The 12062-nt window shown below is 44.1% G+C and carries 11 protein-coding genes; 4 read left to right on the top strand and 7 right to left on the bottom strand.

All coding sequences use genetic code 11. The features are described 5' to 3' along the window. Positions 1-124 precede the first annotated feature (124 nt). From BN3912_RS09990 to mtaB, 3 genes are all read right to left on the bottom strand, one after another. Positions 125-931, bottom strand: a complete 807-nt coding sequence (locus tag BN3912_RS09990; protein WP_445468264.1) for a gliding motility protein GldB-related protein — start codon at positions 929-931, stop codon at positions 125-127. Positions 932-1082: 151 nt separating this feature from the next. Continuing rightward, a complete protein-coding gene (locus tag BN3912_RS09985; RefSeq protein ID WP_023983394.1) occupies positions 1083-2099 on the bottom strand; it encodes a glycosyltransferase family 2 protein in 1017 nt (338 codons plus the stop codon). Further along, a complete protein-coding gene (gene mtaB, locus BN3912_RS09980) occupies positions 2096-3454 on the bottom strand; it encodes a tRNA (N(6)-L-threonylcarbamoyladenosine(37)-C(2))-methylthiotransferase MtaB (RefSeq protein ID WP_023983395.1) in 1359 nt (452 codons plus the stop codon). Before mtaB ends, BN3912_RS09985 begins: the two co-directional genes overlap by 4 nt. A 353-nt stretch (positions 3455-3807) precedes the next feature. On the opposite strand from mtaB, the gene BN3912_RS12340 reads away from it, so the two are divergent. Next, the gene (locus BN3912_RS12340; RefSeq protein WP_023983396.1) at positions 3808-3972 is read left to right on the top strand and encodes a hypothetical protein; all 165 of its coding nucleotides are present in this window, start codon (positions 3808-3810) and stop codon (positions 3970-3972) included. Between the two features lie 170 nt (positions 3973-4142). Further along, positions 4143-4436 (top strand): hypothetical protein, encoded by a 294-nt coding sequence (locus tag BN3912_RS09975; RefSeq protein ID WP_064972313.1) that lies wholly within the window; start codon positions 4143-4145, stop codon positions 4434-4436. Positions 4437-4670: 234 nt separating this feature from the next. Here the strand turns inward: BN3912_RS09975 and BN3912_RS09970 are convergent, their stop codons facing one another. Continuing rightward, positions 4671-6833 carry an elongation factor G gene (locus tag BN3912_RS09970; RefSeq protein ID WP_016665182.1) on the bottom strand — a complete coding sequence of 721 codons (2163 nt, stop codon included), beginning with the start codon at positions 6831-6833 and terminating at the stop codon, positions 4671-4673. A gap of 151 nt (positions 6834-6984) precedes the next feature. On the opposite strand from BN3912_RS09970, the gene hemW reads away from it, so the two are divergent. Beyond that, positions 6985-8100 (top strand): radical SAM family heme chaperone HemW, encoded by a 1116-nt coding sequence (gene hemW / locus BN3912_RS09965; RefSeq protein ID WP_023983397.1) that lies wholly within the window; start codon positions 6985-6987, stop codon positions 8098-8100. Here hemW and BN3912_RS09960 read toward each other — a convergent pair. Continuing rightward, positions 8097-8444: a hypothetical protein gene (locus BN3912_RS09960; protein WP_023983398.1), complete on the bottom strand. Its 348-nt coding sequence runs from the start codon at positions 8442-8444 to the stop codon at positions 8097-8099. The genes hemW and BN3912_RS09960 overlap by 4 nt on opposite strands. Further along, positions 8434-9642, bottom strand: a complete 1209-nt coding sequence (locus BN3912_RS09955) for a uracil-xanthine permease family protein (protein ID WP_023983399.1) — start codon at positions 9640-9642, stop codon at positions 8434-8436. Before BN3912_RS09955 ends, BN3912_RS09960 begins: the two co-directional genes overlap by 11 nt. Before the next feature lie 262 nt (positions 9643-9904). Here BN3912_RS09955 and BN3912_RS09950 point away from each other — a divergent pair, with 262 nt between their 5' ends. Beyond that, positions 9905-11008: a lactonase family protein gene (locus BN3912_RS09950; protein WP_023983400.1), complete on the top strand. Its 1104-nt coding sequence runs from the start codon at positions 9905-9907 to the stop codon at positions 11006-11008. 67 nt (positions 11009-11075) lie between these two features. Here BN3912_RS09950 and BN3912_RS09945 read toward each other — a convergent pair whose 3' ends face one another. Next, a complete protein-coding gene (locus BN3912_RS09945) occupies positions 11076-11993 on the bottom strand; it encodes a glucosaminidase domain-containing protein (protein ID WP_023983401.1) in 918 nt (305 codons plus the stop codon). Between the last annotated feature and the right edge of the window lie 69 nt (positions 11994-12062).

Here is a 12062-nt window from a genome sequence, read left to right as displayed (position 1 = left end):
TATGTAACCCCATTAGATAATAGATATAAGCCCTTTAAAAGGCTGATATAAGTTTCTTAGAAGATAGACATTGCTTCCGTAAAAATTAAAAAAAGGTAAAAAAGCCTACCGGCCTAAGGCTGTTTTATCCGGTCTCTTGAATAAGTTGATAGTTGTCCGAAAGAAGCATTTCCTTTATGCTAACCTTCTTATTTTTCTTCATATACCCGTCTACCATGTCCACATACTTGGTGTTGAAGAAATGGGTATCCATGATTTTATTTACAACCCACATCACTTTACCCATATGCAGGTCTTTTTCCATCTGCGATCTATTGGAATAATTCTTCAATGGGAACAGACTTAGCAGATAAAAATTCAGACAATCGGGCACAATGAAATCGCGCGTCATCGTACTGCGTTGCTGCTGCGAATAGAACTTCTTATAAGGCAGATAGTCCTTTCCAAGATACTTATCCAATGAAATTCCAATCGATTTATCGCCGATAACCACGCTCTGATCCAACGCTCCGATTTGGGCATACACCGTGGGCAGTTCCAATTTAGGCAATATCTTCTCTAACCTTTCGAAAGCTTTATCCAAACTACGATTAATGTCCTCCATACTTGCATACTGCGTTTCGGCATCGGCAATGATGGTTTGAAGAAGCGTATCTTGATAGAATTTCAGAAATTTACTATTGATTTCGGGATCGTTTACCTCACCTAATTGCAGCACATCTTCTATCAATGTGCGCGTTTCCATGGGATAACCGGTGTTCATTTGTTGCAATGCAGAGAAGTCACCTGTAGTAAGATAGCGGCTTTCCAACCGGTCATAACGCTGAATTTCGATACGAAAATCCTGCTCATCATCGTTTGGTTTCAGCTTATATTCGCATGCCGAACAAAGCAACATCGCTATCATGAATATGAAATAAACCTTCCTCACCGTAACAATATTATCCGAATTATTGCGACAAAAGTACTAAAAAATATTTTAAAATCAAACATTTAAGCTAAAAATATTAAATTAACACGTTAAATAACCGCTTAAACTTTAAATTGTTAAAATTAAGAATACGCATATTGTATAGCACTTTCTATACTATTTTAGAATATTGCCTGATACCTTTTATATAATAAAGACGAAGGATAGAGAATCTTTCTCTTTCATCTGCAGTGTTGTCTTTCCGCATATTCTGAATACGTTTACGGTCTTCGTAAAAGTCGGGAAGCCATCGTCGAAAAGCCCTTCTTGCCTTGAAGATTGCCGTAAAATCTCTCCAATTACGGTTAATGATGAGCGTTTCAAAGGCCGCTACGTAATCGAGCACACGCCTCACACGCATGACATGTATAAAGTCTTTTTCGGGTAGATTTTTGTAAAGCATGGTCAAGTTGTTACGAAAATTAAGGAAAGTTTTCATGGGATTGCCTTTCGGAAGTGTGCCTCCTCCCACATGATACACATAACTTTCGGGAATACAATATAGTTTTCGCCCCATAATACGCAGGCGCCAACAGAGGTCGATCTCCTCATTGTGGGCGAAGAAACGCCCGTCAAGCCCGCCGGCAGCCCAATAATCTTTGCTTCTAACCATCATGCAAGCCCCCGAGGCCCACAATATTTCCTGTAAATAGTCATATTGTCCGTAGTCTTTTTCTACGGTTTCGAAAATACGCCCTCTACAAAAAGGATAACCATACCTATCTAAAAAGCCTCCGCAAGCACCGGCATATTCAAAGGAGTCCTTATCTTTTTCCGACAAAAGTTTAGGCTGACAAGCCGCTACTTCAGGGTGATTATCCATAAATTCGATAAGAGGAGTAAGCCAATGATGGGTAACTTCGATGTCTGAATTGAGAAGTAGATAGTATTCAGCATCTATCTGTTTCAACGATCGGTTATATCCATCGGCAAAACCCCAATTCTTTTCGAGCGATATAGTCTTGCACTCTCGGCAATGTTTCTCGATCCAGCGCAACGAATCATCGGTCGAAGCGTTGTCAGATACAAAGACTGTCGCCTCGTCACGCGAGTAATCGAGCACTTTGGGCAAGTATTTTTCAAGCATAGCCCGCCCATTCCAGTTCAATATAACAATTGCCAATTTCATAATATCGCCTTTAATGATGATTTATCATGGTTAAAATTACCGAGCTCGACGGTAATCAATTGGTTGTCGTATTCCTCACGTGCCAGCGATGCGGGCAGCTCCACACGGATATAGTTTTCGGTGAAACCGTGCATAGCCCTACCCACCGTGGCCTTTTCGAACAACACCTCGGCCGTCGTCCCTATATATTTGGCATAGAAAGCCTGCGTTTTTTCGTCGGAAAGCTGCAGCAAACGTTTGGAACGGAGTTTCTTTTCTTTTTCGGCAACTACATAAGGTATCGACAGTGCAACGGTACCCGGTCGTTCACTATAAGGGAAAACATGAAGCTGAGTTATATCCAGTGATCGAAGAAAATCGTAACAATCTTCGAAATACTCGGGGCGTTCACCGCGAGAACCCACCATCACATCCACGCCTATAAAGGCATCCGGCATCTTTTCTTTTATCAACTGTATTTTATGAGCGAACAGTGTACGATCGTAACGTCGGTGCATCAGCTTGAGTACATCATCGGAACCACTCTGCAAGGGAATATGAAAATGTGGCATAAAAGCACGCGAACGGGCACAATATTCTATCAGTTCGTCGTCTAAAAGATCGGGTTCCAAGCTGCTTATGCGGTATCTTTTAACGCCTTCGACCTTATCTAAAGCCTTCACTAAATCTATAAAACGCTCATTTGTAGTTACCCCGAAATCGCCGATGTTCACGCCGGTAAGCACAATTTCCTTACCGCCTTCGGCCACTGCCTGCCGGGCCTGTTCAACCAAGGAGGCAATAGTAGGATTACGAGAGAAGCCCCTCGCATAGGGTATTGTGCAATAAGTACAGAAGTAATTGCAACCATCTTGCACTTTTAAGAAATATCTTGTACGGTTTCCCCTCGAGCAAGAAGGAGCGAAAGTTTTTATGTCTTTCGTCTTTACCGAGTGAAAAGCGTGCAGATGTTCGTTGAAACCGCTGGCACTGCTGATAGTACTTTTCTCTAACCAAGCATCGTTCAACCGCTGTACCAAATTAGCTTTTTCATTGCTACCCAGTACCAAATCCACTCCTTCTATCTTGCTCACGGTCTCCGATTCCAGCTGTGCATAGCAACCGGTTACCACGACAAACGCTCCCGGATTATCCCTCACCATACGATGAATGGCCTGCCTGCATTTATGGTCTGCCACCTCTGTTACCGAACAAGTATTGATTAAACAGATATCTGCCCGCTCTCCATCGGCAGCATTCGTTACACCATATTCTTGTAACAGCTTGCCGAATGTCGACGTTTCCGAGAAGTTAAGCTTGCAACCAAGTGTATAATAGACGGCTTTTTTCCCCTGAAAAGCGCTCGAATCAATCATATTACCTTACCCAAATTATACATCAAACAGAGAAAAAACATCCTCCGGTCTACCTTATATATTATATACGTAATGCAAAGTTACGGTTTTTTCATCAAATTCTACTGCAAGGCAATCACTTTTTAGCCCCCAGACATCCCAAAAACATGGCAAATAACACGAAAATACTCCTGCCGAAAAACTTTAACATTCGTTACCAGTTTGCAAATTACTGATATACAATAGATTAGAAAGAAGTTACAAATACATCGAAAAAAAGTCACAAAAAAAATGACAACATATTAAAAAAATACTTACCTTTGCAACGTTTTAATAAACAAATGATTGTTTTACAGATTTAAAAAGCAAAGAAAATGAAGAAATTAGTTTTAATGTTCGTAGCTATCGTAGCTATCTCTTTTGCTTCTTCTTGTAAGAAGACAGCAGCTCCTGCTAACACAAACGACAGTGACACAGTAGCAGTTGATACTGTTGATACAGCAGCAGTTGACACAGCAGCAGCAGATTCTGCTATGTAATTATAGCTCGAACTGAAAAATGAGAGAAACGAACCGTTGGGCATAGCTCAACGGTTTTTTTGTGCTATTTCTCCATCTGCCACTAACAGAAATATCTATATGCATCGCTGTTTTATGTACAAGTGGGGGCAACAACTCCCCTATAAAATTTAAACATACAACATCTACACATGGCTTTAAAGAGAATTTACAGATGCAATAAATGTGGATATGAAGCCGAAATCTACGAAGGAAAGGGATTGTTCGGACAACATATCACGCCCATCTTATGTCCGGAGTGCAAAGCCATACGGAATATTGTGGTCGGAGGAGTGATAGGCGACGTGGCTCCATCGTTCAATTCGGAGACAGGAAGACTATGTCCACGATGCGGAAACGATAAAATTACACGATGGAACGGGCACACATGCCCCAAATGCGGAGGCATCATGACACCAACAGAAAGCAGAGACTTTTGGACTTAATCTATCACCTGCTCCGATTGGGCTCTCGGTTCAAATACATTGACTGATACGCCTGTCAAGAACACACTATACATCTATCCGGCACAGACGGTATATATATCGGACATAAACCGTGCATCTATAAGGCACAGAATGCCTTGTGATCAAAAAAAGGTTCATACCCTATGCGTATCGGCACGCGGGTATGAACCTTATATTATTATGTTCCGGTTCTTACAAGAGAGCACAAAACGATTAATCTTCTTCCTCTTTTAACTCGGTTTCATGTTCGGCTATGAGTTTTGTCTGCAGCTCGTTCGGTACCAACTCGTAGCTTGCAAACTTCGTAGTAAACGAAGCACGACCGCCGGTAAGGCTGCTTAACGAGATCGAATAGTTGGCCAACTCCTTTAAGGGTATCTTTGCAGCCAGCTTCTGATAGCCCGCTTCGCTGTCCATACCCATAATCAAGGCGCGGCGTCCCTGCAAGTCGCTCATCACATCGCCCATGTAATCGGATGGCACATATACCTCCAAATCGTAAATGGGCTCAAGTATTTTCGGGCCGGCAAGCTTGAATGCATCGGCAAAAGCATGGCGGGCAGCAAGCGTAAACGATAGTTCATTCGAATCTACAGGGTGCATCTTTCCATCGTAGACAACCACTCTGACGTCGCGGGCATAGCTTCCTGTGAGCGGTCCATGCTCCATACAGTCCATCACACCCTTAAGAATAGCAGGTATAAAGCGCAGGTCTATGGCGCCTCCGACAACGGAATTTATGAACACCAGCTTACCTCCCCATGCCAAATCTACCTCTTCTTTGCTCTTTATATTCATTTTGAATTCCTGTCCGTTGAACTTGTAAACGGTAGGATCTGGCATGCCTTCCGCATACGGTTCTACTATCAGATGCACTTCTCCGAACTGTCCGGCGCCGCCACTTTGCTTCTTATGCCGATAATCTGCACGTGCCTGTTTGGTGATGGTCTCACGATAAGGTATCTTAGGTTCTTCGAATTTCACCGCAAGTTTCTCGTTGTTTTCCAGACGCCATTTCAGTGTACGCAGATGAAACTCACCCTGTCCGTGCACTATCGTTTGCCTCAATTCTTTCGATTGCTCTACTATCCACGTGGGATCTTCCTGTCTCATCTTCAACAGAGCAGCCATGAGTTTCTCCATTTCGGCGCTATTCACGGCTTTGATGGCACGGCTATACTTAGAGTTTGGATATTTAATGAAATCAAAACGCTGCTCTACGTCCTTTCCATTCAATGTATTACCCGTTTTCACATCTTTCAATTTCACGGTACAGCCTATATCTCCGGCATTTAATTGGTCTACCGGCACGCGGTTGGCGCCCGCACAAGCGTAAATTTGCCCTATACGTTCCTTGCTTCCACGGTCGGAATTCGTCAGATCATCGCCCGATTTAACACTTCCGCTCATTACCTTAAAGTAAGACACCTCACCGATATGTGGCTCCATACCCGTCTTAAAGAAATAGATAGACTGCGGACCATTGCTGTTCGGAGCTACTTCCTCGCCACGCGAGTTGTGCACCTTTGGCATCTCACCCACAAAGGGTACCACGTTTCCGAGGAACTCCATCAGACGACGCACGCCCATGTCTTTGCCCGCACAAACACAGAATATGGGGAATATAGAACGTGTTATCAGCCCTTTACGGATGCCTTCGCGCATCTCATCTTCGGTAAGTGTCTCGCTTTCGAAGAACTTCTCCATCAAACTCTCATCGTTTTCAGCAGCGGTTTCAACAAGTTTTTTATGCAGTTCCATAGCCTTGTCCATCTCTTCGGCAGGTATATCTTCAACAGTAGGTGTACCACCTTCCGGCTTCCAAGTGAACTTCTTCATCAGCAAAACGTCGATAAGCGAATTGAAATCACTGCCTGTATTTATCGGATACTGTATCTGTACGCACTTCGGTCCATATATCTCTTTCATGTTGTTGATAATGGCATCGAAGTCACATTTATCGGAATCCAGCTGATTAATGAGGAATATAACCGGCTTCTTGAGCTTCTCTGTATAGCGAAAAACGTTCTGTGTGCCGACTTCAGGACCGTATTGACCATTGATAAGAATAACGGCTTCGTCGGTTACATTCAATGCCGTAATGGCTCCGCCTATAAAGTCGTCGGCCCCCGGGCAATCGATTATATTAAGTTTTTTATTGTTCCACTCTACATGAAAAACAGTTGGAAATACCGAGTAGCCGTATTCTTGCTCAACTGGGAAATAGTCACTGACCGTGTTTTTGGCCTCTATACTGCCGCGACGTTTAATGAGTCCGGCCTCAAAAAGCATACTTTCGGCAAGAGTAGTCTTGCCGCTACCCGCACTGCCAACCAAGGCAATGTTCTTAATTTCGTTAGTTTGATATACTCGCATAACGGTTATAGATTTAAAATGGTTAATACTTTCGTCTGTTAAACATTCGCCGTCTAAGTTATACATTTTTCCTATATTGCGCAAAAGAATTAAATGAATTGGTGGTATCTTTTAAAACATATTAGTAAATTTGTAACAAATTTGAACATTCATGTACGGACTTTACATACATATTCCGTTCTGCGAAAGCCGCTGCATATACTGCGGCTTCTACTCGACCACGCAATCTGAGTTTATCGACCGATACGTCAGAGCCGTTTGCAAAGAGATGGAATTGCGGAAAGATTATCTGCCCGACAGGCGTATCCGTACGATTTATTTCGGCGGGGGTACGCCTTCGTTGCTCTCGCATCGCCATCTAAGCACGATATTCCATAATATTAATAAGGTGTATGATACCGGTTGTCTGCAAGAGGTCACATTGGAATGCAATCCGGATGATGTAACTGCCGATTTTGCATCGGCACTCCGTTCACTTCCTGTCAACCGTGTGAGCTTGGGAGCACAAACATTTTCCGACGAAAGACTGCGCTTCTTGAACCGACGACACACCTCCCTTGAAATCGTTTCTGCCGTATCTGATTTAAGAAGAGCGGGCATCAACAACATTAGCATCGACCTTATGTTCGGCTTTCCGAGCCAAACGCTCCACGAATGGCGTACAGATATCGACCGCGCCTTAGCCTTGGAAGTGGAACATATATCGGCTTACAGTCTGATGTACGAGGAAGGCACTCGGTTATTCAAGATGCTTTCGCTGGGTAAAGTACAGGAAACGGATGAAGAGAAAAGCCGAAGTATGTACGAAATACTGATAGACAAACTCTGTTCCGCTGGCTATGAACATTACGAAATCAGCAACTTTGCCAAGCCCGGATACAGAAGCTGTCACAACAGCAGCTATTGGCAAGCCGTTCCATACATAGGCATCGGCGCGGCTGCACATTCCTATGACTGCCGGTCGAGGCAATGGAATATCGACAATATTGAACTATATATGCAGGGAATAGAGCACGGCGAAATACCGATGGAGAAAGAAATTCTATCGCCGGAGACCGTATATAACGACACCATTACCACGGCTCTCCGAACTTACGAAGGCATCGATCTGAACAAACAGCACCCGAATTTCAGAAATTATTTTATGAAAAATGCCCGCAAACACATAGCTTCGGGCTTGCTCGAAATTAATGACAATCGTGCAAGACTGACGCGCAAGGGGCTGTACGTAAGCGATATGGTCATGAGCGATCTGATGTTCGTTTAAAGCAGTTCGCCTGTCTTTTCGTACTTCTCCCTGCATCGTTTCTTTATATCTTCCTCTACTTCCGAAAGCGGACGGTTGCCGTTCAGCAGCGATTTTACCCACACGCAAATCACGAACGACACGATTGCCGCCACAGCACCCAGCATCCAGTTCAGCAATTCATTTCCGAAAAAAGAGAAATTTAGCACGACTATGGCAGCCACAGCGGGTATTCCGAAGAGTAACCAGTCGGTTCCAGACTTCATGCGGTAGCTTTCTTTGATACTCAGATACTCGGCATCGGCCTCTAAGATGCGCCTTCTATTCTCGCTCCACAGCCGTTCGAAATCGTTATCAGGCTTCATTTTCTTTCTCTTTTGGAAGGACTAAGTTCAATATCACCCCTACAATAGCAGAGAGTCCGATACCGCTGATGGCGAAACTCCCCCAAGACAATACCGCTCCACCGATGCCCATGGTGAGCGTAACGGATATGATAATGATGTTGCGCGTTCTGTTCATGTCGACATGATGCTGCACCAAATTCTGAATACCCACGCCGGCAATGGTTCCGAACAACAGGAGCATGATACCTCCGAGTACTGCCGACGGAATGCTCTGCAGCAATGAACTGAGCTTACCTATTACGGAAAACACGATTGCTGTGGCCGCCGATATGCGGACAACCTGCGGATGTGTGATCTTTGTGATAGACATTGCGCCGGTCACTTCGCTATATGTAGTAACGGGAGGCCCGCCCAACAAGGCTGCCGAAAGGCATGCCAACCCGTCGCCCAACAGGGTTCTGTGAAGCCCGGGATCCTTAACAAAGTCTTTTTGAGCCACAGCCCCGACCACATACACATCGCCGATATGCTCGATAACCGGCGCTATGGCCACGGGTATCATATACAAGAACGGCTCCCAAGAGAACGCCGGAAAGTGGAAAGAGGCTATAGAAGACGGAAGAGCAAACCAAGGTGCGGCCGCTACAGGGGCAAGATCGACCTTTCCCATACACAGGGCAACGGTGTAACCCACTATAATTCCACAGATTACAGGCACCAGTTTCAACAATCCTTTGGCAAGTGAAAGCACGAGAATGGCCGTTATCAACGATACGAAAGCAAGCAGCCAATCGGTCTTGGCCATATCGACAGCACTGCCAGACAGTGTAAGTCCGATCAATATAATTACCGGTCCGATGACTACAGGAGGAAATAATTTATCGAGAAACCTCCTGCCTTGCCACTTTACAAGGGCACTCATCACGAAGTAGACCAGCGACACGCCGGCCAAACCTGCCAAGGTTCCGGGCATTCCCCATTGTTTCGAAGCCGCGATGATGGGCGCAATAAACGCAAAACTCGAGCCTAAAAAAATAGGTACTTTACCTTTCGTCACGAAATGAAAGATAAAAGTACCTAAACCAGCCGTAAACAATGCCGTTGCCGGATCGAGCCCCACAAGCAACGGAACAAGCACTGTACTCCCGAAAGCTACAAAGAGAAATTGCACTCCCACAATCCCCTTTCTCATTCCTGTTAATCCTATTGTGTCCATAATACGTGCACAAAATTACAAAAAATCGTTGTAAAAAGGCACCTGCCAAGAATAAATTTATAAAACACACTGCCGGTTAAGCAATAAACAACAGCCCGTTTTTACCTGCCGTACCTACGACAAACATATTATCACCGGCACCCATCGCAGCACCGGACAACAATCATAATTTGCAAAAGTATGCAATCTATTCATTGTCGGATTTCAAAGAAAAACATATCTTTGTACCCAAATTAAACCGTATAACTAAATTTTAAACAATATGAAAGCAAGACTAATCATCGCACTTTCTGCACTTTTCTTGCCGTTAATGGGCATAAGAGCGCAAGAAAACCTAAAGTTAATCGTCGGAACTTATACCGATGGAGCGAGCAAGGGCATCTATTCATTCGATTTCAACCAACATTCAGGAACGGTAAAAGCCTTACATTCGCTGGATATAGAGAACCCTTCTTACCTTACGCTTTCGAAAGACGGTAATCATATATACGCCGTATCGGAAAAAAACGATACCACAGCAACCGTCAGCACTGTAAAATTCGACAAACATACCGGAGCCATGCAACTGATAAATACCCAAAGAACGTATGGCGAAGATCCCTGCTACATAGCCACAAACGGCAAAATAGTTCTCACGGCCAATTATTCCGGCGGCTCTATGAGCATATTTCCTTTGAATGCAGAGGGCATTCTGCAGCCGATGTCCCGACAGATAAAAGGAGGTATCGGCGGCCCCGACGCCGATCGTCAGGCAATTCCCCACATCCATTGCACAAGGTTTGCTCCCGATGGAAAGCACATATACGCCACAGACTTTAGTGCCGACAGGCTGTTACAGATTGAAATTAAAAAAGACAAAAGCACGTTAGGAAGGGCAAAGATACTTGTTAAAGTGCCCCGAGACTCGGGCCCTCGCCATATTGAATATAGTTCCGACGGTAGATTTCTGTACATCATGAGCGAGCTATCGGGCAATGTTACGGTATTCGATCTGCAGAACAAAAACAAGAAAATGCTCCAAGAAATACAATCGGATGAAGTGAATGCTCGCGGCGGAGCTGATATACATATTTCGCCCGACGGCCGTTTTCTGTACTCGAGCAACCGACTGAAGAACGACGGCATCGCCATATTCAAAGTAAATACAGAAACGGGAATGCTTACAAAAGTAGGATATCAGCTTACCGGAATGCACCCGCGTAACTTCAACATTACGCCCAATGGCAAGTTTCTGCTATGTGCCTGCAGAGATAGCAATATCATACAGGTATTCGAAATCAACCGTTCAACGGGCTTGCTTACCGATACTCATCACGATATTCACGTAGACAAACCTGTGTGTATTGCGTTCTGTTCCGGCCATTGATACCCGATAACAAAAACAGGAGGCCTGTCTAATAAAATCAGAAGGCCTCCCTATCGTCGATACACCATTAATATACTCTTAATACATCGCCCACCTTTATCTGATAAGTCGGCAAAAGGTGGTTCATCTTATATAAACTCTTGGTACGGATACCATACTGTTGGGCTATCGAATACATACTTTCGCCAGCTTTAACCCTATGAGGACGCCGCTTAAAAGCCTTGTCTGCCCGCTTTTGTTTCTTCTTTAAATAAACAATTTCTCCCTCTGTAAGCGCATCATGCTTATCGCGTTCGTTATATTTTGCTATCTTTCGGTACGAAATTCCCACCTCTTCAGCAATCGTACGGAATGTATCTCCCTTGCGTGCCCTTAAATAATAGTTGCGGTTATATATGTATATAGGATGCAATGTTCCGCCTTTTTGCGCAGGAACATCCGTTGCCGAGTGGCGCGCCATGAACCGGTCAAAGGTGCTGGCCCTATCGTATTGGTATAATTTATATAACTCTATAATCCCGATCAGCTTATCTGCATATACCGGATTAGTGGCATATCCGCAGGCTTTGAGGCCCCTTGCCCATGCCTTATAGTCCGTACGTTGCAGTCTAAAAAGGCTGCTGTATCTTGTGTTGTTACTAAGAAATCTGCTGTGATCATCAAAACTTTGCAACGCATTATCGTATGCGCGAAAGCATTCGCCATTATCATCATCGTCTTCGATAATCGTACGTCCCGTCCATCCATGGCATTTTATTCCGAAATGATTGTTCCCTAAACGTGCCAAACGGCTCTGTCCTGCCCTGCTTTCAAATAGCCCCTGTGCCAGCGTAATGCTTGCCGGAATATTGAATTTTAGCATTTGTTCTATGGCAAGGTCTTTATATTGATTGATATAAGTCTGATATGTGGCATTCCATTTCATTTGGGCCGACATCCCCAATGAAAACAAATAAATCGTCAAGAATATAAAAGTCTTTCTCATATCTTGTCTTTTGCGTGCAAAGATACATAAAATCATAAAAAAATAAAATATATGAATTAGGTTTAATAA

It is taken from the genome of Prevotella phocaeensis (genome assembly GCF_900065875.1).
In the GTDB taxonomy this organism is placed as follows: domain Bacteria; phylum Bacteroidota; class Bacteroidia; order Bacteroidales; family Bacteroidaceae; genus Prevotella; species Prevotella phocaeensis.
Note: the sequence above shows the minus strand (reverse complement) of the source record. Positions and strands in the feature narration are given on the sequence as shown.